The sequence below is a fragment of the Agrobacterium vitis genome (genome assembly GCF_014926405.1).
GTDB lineage: Bacteria > Pseudomonadota > Alphaproteobacteria > Rhizobiales > Rhizobiaceae > Allorhizobium > Allorhizobium vitis_H.
This window is the reverse complement of record NZ_JACXXJ020000003.1, coordinates 378,626-395,062: the sequence shown is the minus strand read 5'-3', so window position 1 is coordinate 395,062 and position 16,437 is coordinate 378,626. Positions and strand designations below refer to the sequence as shown.

General features: G+C 59.4%; 13 protein-coding genes and 1 other annotated feature. Of the genes, 10 read left to right on the top strand and 3 right to left on the bottom strand.

The features are described from left to right. The first annotated feature begins 15 nt into the window (after nt 1–15). The 8 genes from IEI95_RS03390 to IEI95_RS03355 all read left to right on the top strand — a co-directional run bounded on the left by IEI95_RS03390 (nt 16) and on the right by IEI95_RS03355 (nt 8,272). Nucleotides 16–783 (top strand): SDR family NAD(P)-dependent oxidoreductase, encoded by a 768-nt coding sequence (locus IEI95_RS03390; protein WP_194415916.1) that lies wholly within the window; start codon nt 16–18, stop codon nt 781–783. Nucleotides 784–849: 66 nt separating this feature from the next. After that, the gene (locus IEI95_RS03385) at nt 850–2,082 is read left to right on the top strand and encodes an ABC transporter substrate-binding protein (RefSeq protein WP_156532348.1); all 1,233 of its coding nucleotides are present in this window, start codon (nt 850–852) and stop codon (nt 2,080–2,082) included. Nucleotides 2,083–2,144: 62 nt separating this feature from the next. Then, nucleotides 2,145–3,254, top strand: a complete 1,110-nt coding sequence (locus tag IEI95_RS03380) for an ABC transporter ATP-binding protein (protein ID WP_194415913.1) — start codon at nt 2,145–2,147, stop codon at nt 3,252–3,254. 47 nt (nt 3,255–3,301) lie between these two features. Then, nucleotides 3,302–4,183, top strand: a complete 882-nt coding sequence (locus IEI95_RS03375; protein ID WP_070150143.1) for a polysaccharide deacetylase family protein — start codon at nt 3,302–3,304, stop codon at nt 4,181–4,183. 54 nt (nt 4,184–4,237) lie between these two features. Next, nucleotides 4,238–4,570, top strand: a complete 333-nt coding sequence (locus tag IEI95_RS03370; protein WP_087730293.1) for a hypothetical protein — start codon at nt 4,238–4,240, stop codon at nt 4,568–4,570. Further along, nucleotides 4,563–5,579: a CobW family GTP-binding protein gene (locus IEI95_RS03365; RefSeq protein ID WP_156532350.1), complete on the top strand. Its 1,017-nt coding sequence runs from the start codon at nt 4,563–4,565 to the stop codon at nt 5,577–5,579. The genes IEI95_RS03370 and IEI95_RS03365 overlap by 8 nt, the downstream gene beginning before the upstream one ends. A 73-nt stretch (nt 5,580–5,652) precedes the next feature. After that, nucleotides 5,653–6,870, top strand: a complete 1,218-nt coding sequence (locus IEI95_RS03360; protein WP_156532351.1) for an ABC transporter substrate-binding protein — start codon at nt 5,653–5,655, stop codon at nt 6,868–6,870. Between the two features lie 22 nt (nt 6,871–6,892). Further along, nucleotides 6,893–8,272, top strand: a complete 1,380-nt coding sequence (locus IEI95_RS03355; protein ID WP_156537184.1) for an amidase — start codon at nt 6,893–6,895, stop codon at nt 8,270–8,272. Between the two features lie 13 nt (nt 8,273–8,285). On the opposite strand, the gene IEI95_RS03350 is transcribed toward IEI95_RS03355, so the two are convergent. Continuing rightward, complete coding sequence (locus IEI95_RS03350) at nt 8,286–8,762, bottom strand: Lrp/AsnC family transcriptional regulator (RefSeq protein ID WP_060717165.1); 477 nt, start codon at nt 8,760–8,762, stop codon at nt 8,286–8,288. 239 nt (nt 8,763–9,001) lie between these two features. Between IEI95_RS03350 and IEI95_RS03345 the strand changes: the two genes are divergently transcribed. Then, nucleotides 9,002–10,339: an NAD(P)/FAD-dependent oxidoreductase gene (locus IEI95_RS03345; protein ID WP_156532353.1), complete on the top strand. Its 1,338-nt coding sequence runs from the start codon at nt 9,002–9,004 to the stop codon at nt 10,337–10,339. Nucleotides 10,340–10,414: 75 nt separating this feature from the next. Next, nucleotides 10,415–10,470, top strand: a sequence feature (sul1 is cis-regulatory element that is thought to sense ions involved in sulfur or methionine metabolism; They are found in Alphaproteobacteria). A gap of 86 nt (nt 10,471–10,556) precedes the next feature. Then, nucleotides 10,557–12,038 carry a SulP family inorganic anion transporter gene (locus IEI95_RS03340; protein ID WP_156537183.1) on the top strand — a complete coding sequence of 494 codons (1,482 nt, stop codon included), beginning with the start codon at nt 10,557–10,559 and terminating at the stop codon, nt 12,036–12,038. A gap of 268 nt (nt 12,039–12,306) precedes the next feature. Here IEI95_RS03340 and cysG read toward each other — a convergent pair whose 3' ends face one another. Both cysG and IEI95_RS03330 read right to left on the bottom strand, forming a co-directional pair. After that, nucleotides 12,307–13,788, bottom strand: coding sequence for a siroheme synthase CysG (gene cysG, locus IEI95_RS03335; RefSeq protein WP_156537182.1), 1,482 nt, complete (start codon nt 13,786–13,788; stop codon nt 12,307–12,309). Next, complete coding sequence (locus IEI95_RS03330) at nt 13,760–16,432, bottom strand: nitrate reductase (RefSeq protein ID WP_156537362.1); 2,673 nt, start codon at nt 16,430–16,432, stop codon at nt 13,760–13,762. Before IEI95_RS03330 ends, cysG begins: the two co-directional genes overlap by 29 nt. Between the last annotated feature and the right edge of the window lie 5 nt (nt 16,433–16,437).

Genomic DNA, 16,437 nt, shown 5'->3' with positions numbered 1-16,437 from the left:
TGAAGGAAGAGACAGATGAGCAACCAGAACCAGCGGATCGTCATCATCACCGGAGCCGGGATTGGCATCGGCGCCGCCGCCGCCAAAGCCTTCGGTGCGCTCGGCGATCATGTCGTCGTCACCGATATTTTGGACGCCGAAGGCGAGGCGGTGGCGGAGGCTATTCGCGCTGCTGGCGGCTCGGCAGAGTTTCATCATTATGACGTGCGCTCGACACCAGCAGCCGATGCGCTGGTTGCGGATATTGAGGCACGGCTTGGCCGGATCGATGTGGTGGTCGCCAATGCGGGCATTGCGCATCGCGTACCGCTTCAAGAACTGACTGACGAAAAATGGGACCTGACCTTCGATATCGATCTCAAGGGCATTTTCCGCCTCGTGCGGGCGGCCACTCCCGGCATGCGCGCCCGCAAAAGCGGGTCGATTGTCGCGCTGTCATCGATCATGGGCATTGCCTATGGCTGGGATGAACATGTGCATTATTCCGCTGCCAAATCCGGGGTGATCGGACTGGTGCGCGGTCTGGCCGTCGAGCTTGCCCGCGAAGGGGTGCGGGTCAACGGCATTGCACCGGGCTATATCCGCACCGCGCAATTGCTGTCGGAGGAAAACTCGCTCGGGCCGGTGGGAGCGGAAAAAGCCGCCGAAATCATCCCGATGGGACGGCTCGGAACACCCGACGATATTGCCGATGTCATCACTTTCCTTGCCTCCAATGCCGCCCGCTACATGACCGGCCAGGTGCTGGTCGTCGATGGAGGACTACTGGTCGGGCGCTACTGACAGCAACATCAACAACAACAAAAACCGGCAAAGCCGGATCGGGAACTCAAAAACTGGAGAACTGCCATGTCTTTAATGGAATTGAACCGCAGATCGCTTCTGAAACGCTCCACCGGCATGATGGCGCTGGCCATGGGGGCGGGGACACCCTTCCTCTCGTCGCGGGCAGCCTATGCCCAGGCAACCAGCCTTGCCAGCCAGCAGCTCCGCACCATCGGCCTTTCGGTGACGGTGCAGGAGCGCATTCTCAATGACTTCAAGAAGGCCTCCGGCGTTGGCGGCACATCCGGCACGGCGGCAACCTTCCCGGATGCGCAGACCAAGATCCTGTCCGGCTCGAAGGATTACGACTGCTGGGAAATCATCGCCGAGCGCCTGCCTGCCATCGTCATGACCAACAATGTCGAGCCGGTGCCGGCTTCCGGCTTGAAAAATTGGGCGAATATCCGCGACACCTTTACCAAGCCATCCGACAAATGGGACTTGAAGGCGCAGATCGTTGGACAGATCTGGGCTGATGAAGGACAGACGACACTAAACATGGTGCCAGCCGTCTATAACTACGATTCCATCGGCTATAACCCGGATGTGGTTTCCGCCGAGGAAGCCAATAGCTGGGCGGCGATTTTCGACAAGAAATGGAAGGGCAAGTCTGGCCTCAACACCGATCCGCTGATTGCCTTTGGTCAGGCGATCATGGCGATGAACACGCTTGGCCTGCTCAACGTCAAGAACCCCGGCAATCCAAGCGCCAAGGAAATCGACGAGGCCGCAGCCTTCCTGGTGTCGAAGAAGAAGGAAGGTCAGTTCCGGGCGCTATGGGGTGATTTCGGCGAACTGGTCAACCTGATGGCCTCAGGCGAAATGGTGGTTTGCGATGCCTGGCAGCCTGCGGTCATGGCAGTGAAGGCGCAGGGCAAGTCCTGCAAATATGCGGTGCCGAAGGAAGGCTACCGCGCCTGGGCCATTGGTCCGTCGATGATTGCAGGTACGACTAACAAGGAAGCCGTCACCGCCTATGCCGATTACTGGCTGTCGGGTGAGCCGGGCATTGCCGTGTCGGAGCAGGGCTATTACTCGCCCTCCACCAATATCAAAAGCGTCATGGCACCGGAAAAATATGCATTCTGGTACGAGGGCAAGCCTTGGACCGGAGCGCCAGAGCGCGGCATCAAGGAAGGCGACCTGCGCGATGGCGGCTCGCTGGAAGAGCGCGCCAAAAACGTCGCTTATTGGCATCAATGGCCGGATGAATACGACCATCTGGTGCAGAAGTGGGACGAGTTCCTGAACGCCTGATGTAACGCGGGAAGACCGGTTGGCTCCGGTCTTCCCTTTTGATGCTGCACCGGAGAGAGCCGATGATTTACGACCTGGAACTGATTGATGTGGGCAAGGTCTATGACAATGGCACCACGGCTGTCAGTGCCTTCAGCCTGGCGGTGAAAAAGGGTGAGTTCATCGCTTTTCTCGGCCCATCCGGCTGCGGCAAGACCACGACGTTGAGGATGATTGCCGGGTCCGAGGGTATTTCCTCCGGCGATATGATGATCAAGGGCGTGCGGATGAACGATGTGCCGCCGCAGATGCGCCCGACCGCAACGATCTTTCAGAATTACGCGCTGTTTCCTCATATGAGCGTGCGCCGCAATGTCGCTTACGGTCTTGAAGTCAAAGGCATGGCAAAGGCTGAGCGCGACCGCAAGGTAGAGCGGATCATTGCAACGCTTGGGCTTGAAGACATAGCCGAGCGCAAGCCGGAAAAGCTTTCCGGCGGCCAGCGCCAGCGGGTGGCCTTGGCGCGGGGATTGGTGATCGAGCCTGACATTCTGCTTCTGGATGAGCCGCTTGGCGCGCTCGATGCCAATCTGCGCAAGGCGATCCAGAACGAGCTGAAAATCCTGCAACGGACGCTGGGCGTCACCTTCATCTTCGTCACCCATGCGCAATCGGAGGCGCTGGCGCTGTCCGACCGGGTGGTGGTGATGAACCAGGGCCGTGTCGAGCAGGTCAGCCCGCCGCATCAGCTCTATACCCGGCCCGCGACGCCGTTTGTGGCGCAATTTATTGGCCGAAACGCGATTTTCAAGGGGCATGCCCGCGCCGATGGCGCAGGCGATTTACGGGTCGAGACCCCGGAAGGATTGCTCGCGGGCTTGGTCAATGGCTCGGTGTCCGACGGCGGGCTCGCCAATCTCGTCGTTCCCGCCGAGGCCATTCAGGTTCATCATGGAAACCGCGAGCCGCTTGAGCGGGTTGCTGTGGCCCATGGTGGCAACGCGGTTCATGCCCGCATTCAACGTGCCGATGTCGTCGGTCATGTCTCGCATATCTCAGTGGTGCTGGCGGATGGTCGGTCTTTGTCTCTCGAGGCCCATGTCGAGAAATATCGCCCGGATGAGTTTCCGGTCGGCTCCGACGTGTTTCTGTCGTGGAAGCCGTCGGATGCCACCATTATCGCCGCACACTGACAGGTCCGCACCTGATCAAAAAGTCTTTATCAAAAGGAGAAAACACCATGGCAAAGGAAATCTTTTGCAGCTTCGGCATCGATGTGGATGCAGTGGCCGGCTGGCTCGGCTCTTACGGTGGCGAGGATTCGCCTGACGATATTTCCCGTGGCCTGTTTGCCGGTGAGGTCGGCGCACCGCGCTTGCTGAAACTGTTCGAGCGTTTCGGCATCAAGACCACCTGGTTCATTCCCGGCCATTCCATCGAGACCTTCCCCGAGCAGATGCAGGCGGTGGCCGATGCAGGCCATGAAATCGGCATTCACGGCTATACCCACGAAAACCCGATTGCCATGACCCGCGAGCAGGAAACCGAAGTGCTGGACAAGTGCATCGAGCTGGTCACCAAGCTATCTGGCAAGCGTCCGACCGGCTATGTTGCGCCCTGGTGGGAGTTTTCCAATGTCACCAATGAGTTGCTGCTGGAGCGCGGCATCAAATACGATCACTCATTGATGCATAATGATTTCACGCCCTATTATGTGCGCGTTGGCGATAGCTGGACCAAGATCGACTATTCCAAGAAGCCCTCCGACTGGATGGTGCCCTTGAAGCGTGGCCACGAGACCGACCTGATCGAAATTCCGGCCTCGTGGTATCTCGATGACCTGCCACCGATGATGTTCATCAAGAAATCACCCAACAGCCACGGCTTCGTCAATCCGCATGATATCGAGCAGATCTGGCGCGATCAGTTCGATTGGGTCTATCGTGAAATGGATTATGCGGTTTTCCCGATCACCATTCACCCTGACGTTGCCGGACGCCCGCAGGTGTTGATGATGCTGGAGCGCTTGTTTGCCCATATGAGCAAGCATCCGGGGGTGAAATTCGTGACCATGAACGAGATCGCCGACGATTTCGCCAAGCGCTTTCCGCGCAAGAAGTAACAAGACGGAGAGGGGCGGCGCTATGCCGTCCCTTGTCCGTGAAAGGAGAGTGTCATGTGTTCACTGTGCGGTGTGATCGGCGGCAATGAACATTGGGCCGACGCCGTGGCCCGACCCGGCGTTTACACCCGCAATGGCGAGCGGGTGGACCGCCGCCGTGAACGGATGAACCGGGTGAACACCGCCAACCGGGTGCTGAAGGCTTATGGCCTGTCGCTCTCCGACTGGCAGGGCTCATCCTATCTCTTGTCCAGCCTGACGGGAAAGACCGAGATCATCGAGGATCTCGGTCATCTCTGGTCTGCCGCCGAAAAAATGTCCTGTCGGGCCTGCGATCCGCTTGATCCAGTGCTGATCGCGCGGATGGAAATGGCCCGTAATGGCTGATGCAAGGGGTGCTATTCCCCAGTTCACTCCTGTCAATTTGCTGACCGGCTTCCTCGGCTCCGGCAAGACGACGCTGCTGAAGCGTCTGCTGTCAGACCCCGCCCTTGCCGATACGGCGGTGCTGATCAATGAATTAGGCGAAATCGGCCTCGATCACGACCTGGTGGAAACGGTCGATGGTGATACGGTGCTTTTGCAATCCGGCTGTGTCTGCTGCACCATTCGCGGCGATCTGGCTGAAGCCGTGCGAACCCTGCATGACCGCCGGGAGCGGGGCGAGATCGCACCCTTTCGCCGGGTGATGATTGAAAGCACCGGGCTTGCCGACCCGTTTCCAATCTTATCGACGCTGAAAGCCGATCCGGTCCTGCGCCATCATTTTCGCCACGGCAATGTCATCACCACGGTTGATGCCATTAATGGGTTGGGGCAACTGGACGCTTATGGCGAATCGGCCCGGCAAGTGGCGATTGCCGACCGGTTGGTGATCACCAAAACCGATATGACTGAAGCCCTTGAACAGCCTGAATTGACCGGACGGTTGATGGCCCGGATCGCGTCGATCAATCTCGATGCAGCGATAATTGCCGCCGCGGCCCCGGATTTTTCAGCCGCCAGCCTGCTGGATGACGATGCCAGCCTGCACAGTTCCACCCTGCAATCGGCCAGCGGTTTTTACTGCGAAGCGCCAGCAGATGCTGGCCATAGCGGCGACTTCCGCTCCTTCGTGGTGACGGTTGACGCGCCGATCGACTGGACCGCTTTCGGCATCTGGTTGACGATGTTGCTCAACCGCCATGGCGCCAGGATTATCCGGGTGAAGGGCATTTTGAACATCGCGGGTGAGGACCGGCCCGTTGCCATTCACGGGGTCCAGCATCTGGTGCATCCGCCCGTCCATATGGGCGGCTGGCCATCGGCGGATCGACGCTCCAGGCTGGTTTTCATTGTGGATGGATTGGAGACGGCGCTGATCAGGCGGTCTTTCGAGGCCTTTGCGATAAAGTGAGAGACATGGATGGTGACAGAGGCTCTATGGTTTTACGGTGGCTTTATAAGTGAGTCAGGAATGTCAAACGCCAATGAACACCCATAACCCACCGGCTTCTTTTCCTGCGCCCGCCCTTCATACGCAAGGCAAACCGCGTCTTCGGGTGCTCGGCACGGCGATTTCCTTGCTGGAACCGTTGCGCGTCCAGGCGCAGCAGGATCTTGGCATCGAGGTCGTGTTCGACAACAATGATTTCCTGACCACCCAGCACAAGGCGGCGCAGGCGCCGGATAGTTACGACATCTACGATCAGTGCTTTCATAACCTGGACATCGTCTGGTATTGGCGCGCCATCCAGCCGATAGAACTGAAGCGGATCGACCTCTGGAACGAGATTTCCGATCTCACCAAGACCGGACGACTGGAGCCGAGTGCCCAACTGGGCAAGGGCGATGCACCTGTCAAGAAACTGTTCGTCCAGCCGGACCTGTCGCTGGGCGATAATCCGACCGGCCATATTTCCATGTTGCCCACCACCCATAATTTCGACAGTTTTGCCTATCGCAGCGATCTGGTGAAAAGCCCCAGGTCCGTGTCCAGTTGGGCAAGTCTGTTGGACGAGACCTGGACGGGCCGGGTGGCGCTGGTGGACGAGCCCGCCATCGGCATTTTCGATGCGGCCCTTGCTGCCGAGGCGGCTGGCCTGATGCGGTTCGACAATATCGGTAATATGACCGTGGTCGAGATCGATCGGCTGATCGCCATTCTGACCGAGAAGAAAAAATCCGGATTTTTCAGGGACTTCTGGCGCACCGCAGAGGATGCCGCAGCCCTGATGGTCAAGGGCCGTACCGATATCCAGAGCATGTGGTCCACAGGCATTACCATCTTGAGCGGTCAGGGCATGGCCGTGGAGCAGGCGGTGCCGGTCGAAGGTTACCGGGCCTGGCATGGCGGGCTTTGCCTGTCGCGTGGCCTTGAAGGGCGGATGCTGGATGTGGCCTATGACTATCTTAACTGGTGGATTTCCGGGTTGCCAGGTGCTGTCGTTGCGCGGCAAGGCTATTACATCTCCACGCCGCAGCGCTCAAAGGCGTATCTGAGCAAGGCGGAATGGGATTATTGGTATGGCGGCCTGCCCGCCGCGCAGGACTTGCCCGGACCGGATGGCGCGATGCGGATCAAGGCTGGCGAAAGCCGCAGGGGCGGGTCTTACTGGCAGCGTGCCAACCGCATCGCGGTGTGGAACACCACCATGGACGAACATAATTATCTGGTGCGTCGCTGGCTTCAGCTGATGGCGGCATAATATTGTATTGAAGGAGTAACCGATGACCCCAAACTTTTCAGGCCAAGGCCTTTCAGGCAAAAGCATTGCCCAGCTTGCTGTCTTGATCCAGTCCGGCGCGCTTGATCCGCAGGATCTCGCCCATCAGACGTTGGGGGCCATCCGGGATTACGGGGATCAGACAATTTTCACCCGGCTAACGCCGGAGCGGGCGATGCAGGAGGCCCAGGCCTCGGCATTGCGCATCCGGGCCGGTTGCTCGCTCGGCCCTCTGGACGGCATACCGATTGCCTGGAAGGATCTTTTCGATCTCAAGGGAATAACCACCACCGCAGGTTCCGTGGTGTTGGACGATCAGCCACCGGCATCGCGCGATGCGGATGTGGTCCAGGCCCTGGCGAGTGCTGGAATGGTGTCCATCGGTCAGGTCAATATGAGCGAGTTTGCCTTTTCCGGCCTTGGGGTCAATCCGCATTACGGCACACCGCGCAATCCGCACGGTGTGGGCGAGGCGCGGGTTCCCGGCGGATCGTCCTCGGGCTCGGCTGTAGCGGTGGCAGCCGGGCTGGTGCCGGTGTCGATTGGGACGGATACGGGCGGGTCTGTCCGCATTCCCTCCGCCTTCAATGGCATTGTCGGCTATAAGGCAACCCGTGGCCGCTATTCCATGCGTGGCGTCTTTCCTCTCTCCAAAAGTCTCGATTCCCTTGGTCCGCTCTGCCGCACCGTGCAGGATGCGGTCTGGATCGATGCTGCCATGCGCGGGCTGACGCATCCGCAGGTGACCCGCGCCGCCTTGGCTGGATGCCGTTTCGTCGTGCCCGACACGGTGTTTTTCGATGGTGCCGAGGATGGTGTGGTTAAAGCGTTTGAGGCTGCGATACGCCGCCTGGAGCAGGCGGGCGCCGTGGTGCGCCGTCAAGCCTTCCCGATCATGCAGCAGATCCTCGATGTTCTCGCCAAGCATGGCCCGCTGGTGACGGCGGAGGCCTATGTGTTGCATCGCCACCGTCTGCATGGGCCGGACGCGGCCCGCATGGATCACCGCGTCGCAACCCGTGCGCGGTTGGGCGAAAACATCAGCCTTGCCAGCTATGTCGAGCTTGTTGACCGGCGAGAGCAATTGATTGCGGAATTTACCGGCCAGATCGGCACGGATGAATTCATCCTGACGCCAACCGTCGCGCATGTCGCACCACTGACCGCGCCGCTTGTGGCTGACGATGACCTGTTCGTGGCCACCAATGGCAAGACATTGCGCAACACAATGCTCGGCAATTTCCTCGATTGGTGCGCCGTTTCGCTGCCATGCGGAACGGGTGATGCCAATATGCCTGTTGGCCTGCAAGTCTCCGGGCCTGCAGGGTCAGACGAAGCCTTGCTTGGCCTGGCGCTTTCAATGGAAGCGGTGATTTGTAGTTGAATAATTTGAAAACCTACATCGGAAACAGGCTGGTCAGAGGCATATGCGATTTGACGATCGGTGATTTCAGCACCACGAAGCTGAAATATTTGTCGATGCCAATATCCATGTCGGTCAGCCGTTCCATGATCGACTGGTATTCACCAATCCCTGATGTGACGAATTTCAGCATGTAATCATAGCCGCCGGAGACCAGGTGGCATTCGATCACCTGGTCAACTTTTTCAACCGCGGCCAGAAAGCGGGCAAAATCGATCTGTCTGTGGTTCTTCAAGGTGATTTCGGTAAACACCGTTAGCGTCTGGCCAAGCTTGCTGACATTGATCTGGGCGGAATAGCCTTCGATATAGCCCTCCGCTTGAAGTTTCTTTACGCGCATCAGGCAGGGGCTGGGGGAGAGATTGACCAGTTCGGCCAGTTCCACATTGGTGATCCGACCGTTCTTTTGCAGTTCATAGAGAATCTTGATGTCGATCCTGTCGAGCTTCACGCTGCTGTTTCCCCTGATGCCAGTTTTCCCTGAAGCCTGTGTGCCAGCATATTATGCTTCGAAAGCCAAAGTGCAAGCGATCATCATCAGGAAAGCACGCTGGAAAGCTTTGAAAAACCTTATGCAACATAGGGATCGTTTGGGTTTCTAAAAACGGAAGGAAATGCTGAATCTGGTGCAATCGCGGTGCTTTTCACTGATGGAAATGCTTATGCTGATCAGCAATCAAGGAGCTTTTCATGCGTGTACCCCTGTTGCGAGTAGAGACCCATAGCACTTTGCCGGAGGCGGCGGATGTCGTGGTGATCGGCGGCGGTATCGTCGGCACATGTACCGCCTATTTCCTGGCAAAACGCGGTGTCAAAGTGGTCCTGCTGGAGAAAGGCCTGATCGGGGCGGAGCAGTCCAGCCGCAATTGGGGCTGGTGCCGCCAGCAGAACCGCGATGCCCGCGAATTGCCGATGGCGACAAAAAGCCTGGATCTGTGGGACAGTTTTGCCAGCGACATTGGCGAGGATGTCGGGTTTCGCCGCTGCGGCCTGCTTTACCTGAGCAATAGCGAGGCGGAAATCGCCACCTGGGCCAAATGGCGTGACTTTGCCAAAATAGTCGGCGTCACCACGCACATGCTTTCGGGCAAGGAAGCCGCCGAAAAAGGCAGCGCGACGCGAAAGCCTTGGCTTGGCGGGGTGTTTTCGCCCAGCGATGGCATAGCGGTCCCCGAAAGGGCTGCCCCGATTATTGCGCGCGGCGTGATGAAATTTGGCGGAACCGTTATGCAGCATTGCGCGGCCCGTGGGCTGGAAACCGAGGCTGGCCGGGTCAGTGCCGTGGTGACGGAAAAGGGGACGATCCGCACGGGAACCGTGGTGATGGCGGGCGGCGCCTGGGCGTCTTCCTTCTGCAATCAGTTGAACATTCGCTTTCCGCAGGCGTCTATCCGGTCCTCTATCCTTTCTGTCGGTCCTCTTGACGGATTAGGTGCCGAAGCTTTGCCAGACGCCCTGCATACGGCGCGGGTTTCCGTGACCCGCCGGGGCGATGGCGGCTATACCTTGGCGATCAGCGGCCGTGCCAGCGTCGATCTGACCCCCCAGCAAATTCGCTATGGCAAGGCTTTCCTGCCAATGTTCCAGCGGCGGTGGAGAAGCCTGAAGCCGGGTACGATCGAAGGTCTGCGCAATGGCCATGAGACACTGGCAAAATGGGCGTTGGACAAGGCGACGCCAATGGAGCGCAACCGTATTCTCGATCCGATACCGGATCGCAAACTGATCGCCGAAACCTATCGCCGGGCCGGCGAATTGCTGCCTGCTTTGGCTGGCGCAAAGATTTCGGCCAGTTGGGCTGGCTATATCGACAGCACCCCGGATGGTGTGCCCGCCATCGGTGAGGTTCCATCCCTGCCGGGCTTTATTCTGGCGGCGGGATTCAGTGGCCATGGCTTTGGCATCGGGCCGGGGGCAGGGCATCTGATCGCCGATATCATCACCGGTTCCGAACCGATTGTCGATCCCAAAGACTATCGGCCAGAGCGGCTGGCTCACTCGGCTTGGGGCAAGGTCGCGGGCTTCTGACCCCCGCTTCTTCCTGGCCAGTGTGGGTACGGGATTGCAAAGACAGGTGCTTTCTGCGTATAGAAAGCCATGAACCACGGACCCGGTGAAATTCCGGGTGGCTATTCTGGCCGCCGATCCGCCAGACAACGCACGACATTTCTGAAACGTGATGATCCGTTTATTCGGCAAGATCTGAGCGTTTGTGAAAAATCTTCCCCGTTGCGAAACAATCTCCATGAAAAAAATTGAACGATACCAGCGAGACTGGTTCTCGAATATCCGTGGCGATGTCCTGTCGGGCATTGTCGTGGCCCTTGCGCTTATTCCTGAAGCTATCGGCTTCTCGGTGATTGCCGGGGTTGATCCGAAGATTGGGCTGTTTGCCTCGGTTATCATCGCCTGCGTTTCTGCTTTCTGCGGTGGGCGTCCGGGCATGATTTCCGCTGCCACCGCCGCAACCGCTGTATTGATCGGTGGATTGGTCAAGGATCACGGCATTCAATATTTGTTTGCCGCAACGGTGCTGATGGGCCTGCTGCAAATTCTGGCGGGCTTCCTGAAGCTGGGGCGGTTGATGCGCTTCGTGTCGCGTTCGGTGATGACGGGCTTCGTCAATGCCCTGGCGATCCTGATCTTCATGGCGCAGTTGCCGGAATTGCTTGGCCGCCCACCGTCGACCTTCGTGATGATTGGTGTGGCGCTTGCCATCATTTATCTCTTCCCGCGCCTCACCAAGGTGGTGCCGTCACCGCTGGTGGCTATCGCCGTTCTGACAGCCGCGACCTGGTGGTTCGGGTGGGATGTCCGCAGCGTCAGCGATCTCGGCGAATTGCCGTCCAGCCTGCCGCTGTTCGGTTGGCCGCAGGTGCCTCTGACCTTTGAGACGTTGCAGATCATTTTCCCTTATTCCATTGCGCTCGCCGCTGTCGGCCTGCTGGAATCGTTGCTGACAGCGCAGATCGTCGATGACATGACGGATACGCAAAGCAACAAGAGCCAGGAATGCATCGGCCAGGGCGCAAGCAATATCGCTTCCGGCCTGTTCGGTGGCATGGGCGGCTGCGCCATGATCGGCCAGTCGGTGATCAATGTCTCGTCCGGTGGGCGAGGGCGCCTTTCGACCTTTGTCGCGGGTGCATTCCTGCTGGTCCTGCTGCTGGTCTTGGACGATATCCTGCGCGTTGTGCCGATGGCGGCTCTGGTGGCGATCATGATCATGGTGTCGATTGGCACCTTTTCATGGCGGTCTATCCTCGATCTGCGCCGCAATCCTCCCTCCTCCTCGCTGGTCATGCTGGTGACAGTGGTGACAGTGGTCGCTACCCATGATCTGTCCAAGGGCGTGCTGGCCGGTGTGCTGTTGTCGGGGGTGTTTTTTGCCGGCAAGGTGGCGCGGATGGTGCATGTGAAGGCGGAAGACCAAGAGGATGGGTCGAGGCTTTACCGGGTCGATGGTCAGATCTTCTTTGCCTCCGCCGATGCTTTCATTGCCGCCTTCGATTTCGATGATGAAGTGAAAGCGATTACCATCGACGTGACCCAGGCGCATTTCTGGGACATTACCGCTGTTGGTGCCCTTGATAAGATCGTGCTGAAGTTTCGCGCCAAGGGGGCCGAGGTCGATGTTAAGGGCATGAACATCGCCAGTGCGCATATGATGGACCGGTTTGCTGTTCACCGCGATCCGCAGGCCGTTCTGTCCGCAGGGGGGCATTGACGGTTCGAGCAATTCGCTACGCGCATAGCGCATGGCTGGCGTGCGAAAATCTGCCTCGAAAATGTGCGAAAATCAGGTATAACTCTTTTCATCGAAGCGATGCATCCTCCTCCCGCTGAGCTTCGATATACCGGGCCAGCTTCTCCTCCTCCCAGAGCGGCCCGTCGGAATGACGGCATTCCTCCTCCCAGCCGTCGTTCGGTTCTTTTCGAAAAGCCTGCCGCACCTCCTCCCGCGGCAGGCTTTTCGTTTTTGGAGGTGTTTTCTTTCAATAGGCCGCCATTTGTTGTTCTGCCTGCTTGGGGAAAGCACACGGCATCGCTGTGCCTTGCTGGGCAAAGGCGGTGCCGACGCCGATGAGGATAGGGTTGCTGACGCCAAGTGTGGCAACCGCATCGGCCAGATCCCCGACCGTTCCACGCCAGTTTGTCTGTTCAGCACGGCTGATCGAGGTCATCGCCACCGCTTGCGTGTTGGAAGCCATGCCGGCGGCCATCAGATTTTCGGCAATCCGGCCTGCCATCCGGCCGCCCATGTAGAAGATTGTCGTGACGGATGGATCGGCCATATCGCGCCAGTTGAGGCTTTCCGGCAGGTCGCCATGCCGGGAATGGCCCGTCACCAATCGCAGCGATTGCGCATGATCGCGGTGGGTGAGCGAAATGCCAAGCGCCGCCGCCATGGCGCTGGCTGAGGTGATGCCGGGTACGACATCCACGGCAATGCCCTCATCCGCCAGTCGGGCGATTTCCTCGCCTGCCCGCCCGAAAATCATCGGATCGCCGGATTTCAGCCGCACCACACGTTTGCCAGCCTTGGCAAACCGCACCATCATCTCGTTGATATCGTCTTGCTTGCAGCTTTCCCGCCCGCCACGCTTGCCAACCAGCATGCGTTTGGCTTCACGGCGGGCAAGTTCGAGAACGTCAGGGGAGACCAGATCGTCAAACAGGATGACATCGGCGGCTTGCAGCGCCCGTACGGCTTTCAGGGTCAATAGCTCCGCATCGCCCGGCCCCGCGCCGACCAGTGTGACCCGCCCAAGTGCCGGGGCGTTCGCGAGCCTGGCGGTCTCGTTCAGCAGCAAATCCTCCTCATTGTCCTGCGGTGGTGCATTGCCGGCAAAGGCGCGGTCCACGAACCGCTCCCAGAAGGCGCGGCGCGGTGCGCCGGGTGCCAGCTTTTCATTGATCCGGCCACGGATCGCTTGCGCCAGTTCTGCCCATGGTTTGAGGGCAGGGGGCAGCAGGGTTTCGATTCGCCGCCGTATCGCCTGCCCGAGGATTGGTGCCGCGCCATCGGTGGAAATCGCCACCACGACCGGCGAGCGGTTGACGATGGAGCCGAACTGGAATTGGCAATAGGCGGGCTTGTCGATGACATTGACCGGCACGCCCGCCGCTTTTGCTGCGCAATAGAACGCCTTGGCCTCGTCCTCCGTCTCGCAATCGGCAAGCGCCAAGGCGGCGTTTTCAAAAATGCCGATATGCCAGCAATGGGAATGAAGGACCATGCGGTCCTGCTCTTCAAGGAGGGCGCGGAAGGTATCGGACAATTCGTCTTCTGCGCAGAACACCTCTACATCAGCGCCACACGCAGCCAGCAATTCCGCCTTCCAGGCGGCACCATCCGAACCACCGGCGATGATGACGCGCTTGCCCTCGAGCGCCCAGAACACCGGCAGTTTTGCGAGCGGCGCGACCCGTTCCGGGCGGCGGGAGTTATTCTGCGGCAAGGATTTGAACGGCATCGATAATCCTCCTGATTTCGGCGCGGCAGGAGCCGCAATTGGTTCCGGCTGACAGGGTCTGGCCGACGGCTTCGACCGAGCCGCAACCGCCCCTGACAGCGTTGGTGATCTGGTTGATCCCCACGGAGAAACACGAACAGACAATTGCCCCCGGATCGATATGGCCAGCGCCGGGCCGCCCGGCAATCAGCGCCAGCCGGGTGCGGCGATCGGTAAAGTCGTCGTCAAGCCGGGCGCTGGCCCAATTGCGCGACACCGCAACCGGTTGGCTTGCCATGAACAGCGCGGCGCAAAGCCTGCCTGCGTCAAAAAATGCCAGTCTGACATCGCCACTGGCATGGTCGCTATAGCCGATCATCTCTGCGGTGGCGGGTACGGCAAGCGCGGTTCTCGCCCAATTTTCCCAATCGCAGCCATGCTCGAAAGCCAGCTCCAGCCGCCAGCCATGCTCGGCCTTGGCCAAAGCCCAATAGGATGCGTCCAGCGCCTGCGGCTTATGAGCTGATACGGCAAAACCATAGGCCTTTGCCGCATAGGGCTGTGCCGCAACACCCACATGTTTCAGCGCTGGCTGCCCCGAAACCGGGTCTACCAAGGAGGGTACGAGGCTATCGATGCGGGCCAGTGAGGCGGTTTCGTCGGTCCAGTGCATGGGCACGAAAATGGCACCCCGGCTTTGGCGGCTGGTCAAAAGCGCACGGACGATCACCCGGCTGCCGGTCTCGCTGGAAATCTCCACCAAGGCCGCATCGGCGATGCCGAGATTGGCGGCGTCCAGCGGGTGGATTTCCGCGAAAGGTTCGGCCAGATGCGCCGACAGCCTCGCGCTTTTTGCCGTCCGCGTCATCGTATGCCAATGATCGCGCACCCGCCCGGTATTGAGGGAGAGGGGAAAATCCTGGCTTGCCCTATCCGGTATTGCAGTTTCGCAGGCAATGAAACGGGCTTTGCCATCGGGATGATAAAAGCCGCCATTGGCGAAAAACCGGCTTTCCGCCGCAGGCTCTCCCTGTCTCTGGGGCCATCGGAAGGGGGCAAGCGCCTGATAATCTGCCTCAGTAATCGCGCCGTAAGCGCCGATATCGAAATCGCGGGTGCCGTCGTTTTCAAAACCCGATAGGGCGGCATGTTCAGCAAAGATTTCAGCGGGCGACTGATAGGCAAAGGCGCGGCCAAAACCCATCCGGCGGCCAATTTCCGCCATCTGCCACCAATCAGCCTTCGCCTCGCCGGGGGCCGGTTTGAAGGCTCGCTGGCGGGAAATTCGCCGTTCGGAATTGGTGACGGTGCCTGTTTTTTCACCCCAGCCAGCGGCTGGCAGCAGCACATGCGCCAGCTTTGCCGTATCGGTATCGGCCTGCATGTCGGAGACAACAACAAAGGGGCAGGCGGCAATCGCCGCCTTGACGGCATCGGCATGGGGCATGGAGACGACAGGATTGGTGGACATGATCCACAGCGCCTTGATCTGGCCATCGGCCACCGCCTTGAACATGTCCACGGCCTTCAGACCCGGCTTGTCGGCCATGGCAGGCGAGGCCCAGAACCGCTGCACGCGATCCCGATCTGTGGGATTGCCCAGCTCCATATGGGCGGCCAACATGTTGGCGAGGCCGCCGACCTCTCGTCCGCCCATGGCATTCGGTTGGCCGGTCAGCGAAAACGGCCCCATGCCGGGCCTGCCGATTCGGCCCGTGGCCAGATGGCAGTTGATGATCGCATTGACTTTGTCCGTGCCAAGCGACGACTGGTTGACGCCCTGACTGTAGCAGGTCACGGTTTTTTCCGTTGCGGCAAACAGCTGGAAAAACTGCCGCAACTGCATGGCGGGCAGGCCGGTCTTCTCCATCAAATCGCCAAGCGATTGACCGGCAGCGGCGGCAAACGCGTCCGCAAAGCCATTCGTATGGGTGGCAATGTAGGATTGGTCGATGCTGCGGTTTTCGACCAGATGCACCAACAAGCCGTTGAACAGTGCCACATCGCCATCCGGGCGGATGGAAAGATGCAGGTCGGCAATGTCTGAGGTTGCTGTGCGGCGCGGATCGATCACCACCACTTTCAGGCCGGGGCGCTTGGCCTTTTCCGCAGCAATCCGCTGATAGAGCACCGGATGGCACCAGCCCATATTGGAGCCGACCAGCACGATGAGATCGGCCAATTCCAGGTCTCGGTAGGTGCCGGGAACGGTATCGGAGCCGAAGGCGCGCTTATGGCCCGCGACTGAGGAGGCCATGCAGAGACGGGAATTCGTGTCAATATTGGCCGAGCCGATAAAACCTTTCATCAGTTTGTTGGCGACGTAATAATCCTCGGTCAGCAATTGGCCGGAGAGATAGAAGGCGACCGAATCCGGTCCGTGCTCGGCAATGCTGCGGGAAAACCTCTCGGCCACGAGATCGAGTGCCACATCCCAGGTCTGGTGCTCACCGTAAACGGTCGGAGTGAGCGCCCGGCCATCCAGATCCAGCGTTTCACCCAGCGCCGAGCCCTTGGAACAGAGCCGGCCAAAATTGGCCGGATGATCCGGGTCGCCCTTGATGCTGACGGCACCATTGTCCTTAACCTTGGTGTCCTCGACCTTGGCAATCACGCCGCAGCCGACGCCGCAATAGGGGCAGGTGGTTTTCGTCTCGCCGGACATGATGC

Bases quoted from the DNA above. Each gene is read 5' to 3' on its own strand.
- IEI95_RS03390 (WP_194415916.1), top strand. From the start codon at position 16: ATGAGCAACCAGAACCAGCGGATCGTCATCATCACCGGAGCCGGGATT.
- IEI95_RS03385 (WP_156532348.1), top strand. From the start codon at position 850: ATGTCTTTAATGGAATTGAACCGCAGATCGCTTCTGAAACGCTCCACC.
- IEI95_RS03380 (WP_194415913.1), top strand. From the start codon at position 2,145: ATGATTTACGACCTGGAACTGATTGATGTGGGCAAGGTCTATGACAAT.
- IEI95_RS03375 (WP_070150143.1), top strand. From the start codon at position 3,302: ATGGCAAAGGAAATCTTTTGCAGCTTCGGCATCGATGTGGATGCAGTG.
- IEI95_RS03370 (WP_087730293.1), top strand. From the start codon at position 4,238: ATGTGTTCACTGTGCGGTGTGATCGGCGGCAATGAACATTGGGCCGAC.
- IEI95_RS03365 (WP_156532350.1), top strand. From the start codon at position 4,563: ATGGCTGATGCAAGGGGTGCTATTCCCCAGTTCACTCCTGTCAATTTG.
- IEI95_RS03360 (WP_156532351.1), top strand. From the start codon at position 5,653: ATGAACACCCATAACCCACCGGCTTCTTTTCCTGCGCCCGCCCTTCAT.
- IEI95_RS03355 (WP_156537184.1), top strand. From the start codon at position 6,893: ATGACCCCAAACTTTTCAGGCCAAGGCCTTTCAGGCAAAAGCATTGCC.
- IEI95_RS03345 (WP_156532353.1), top strand. From the start codon at position 9,002: ATGCGTGTACCCCTGTTGCGAGTAGAGACCCATAGCACTTTGCCGGAG.
- IEI95_RS03340 (WP_156537183.1), top strand. From the start codon at position 10,557: ATGAAAAAAATTGAACGATACCAGCGAGACTGGTTCTCGAATATCCGT.
- cysG (WP_156537182.1), bottom strand. From the start codon at position 13,788: ATGCCGTTCAAATCCTTGCCGCAGAATAACTCCCGCCGCCCGGAACGG.
- IEI95_RS03330 (WP_156537362.1), bottom strand. From the start codon at position 16,432: ATGTCCGGCGAGACGAAAACCACCTGCCCCTATTGCGGCGTCGGCTGC.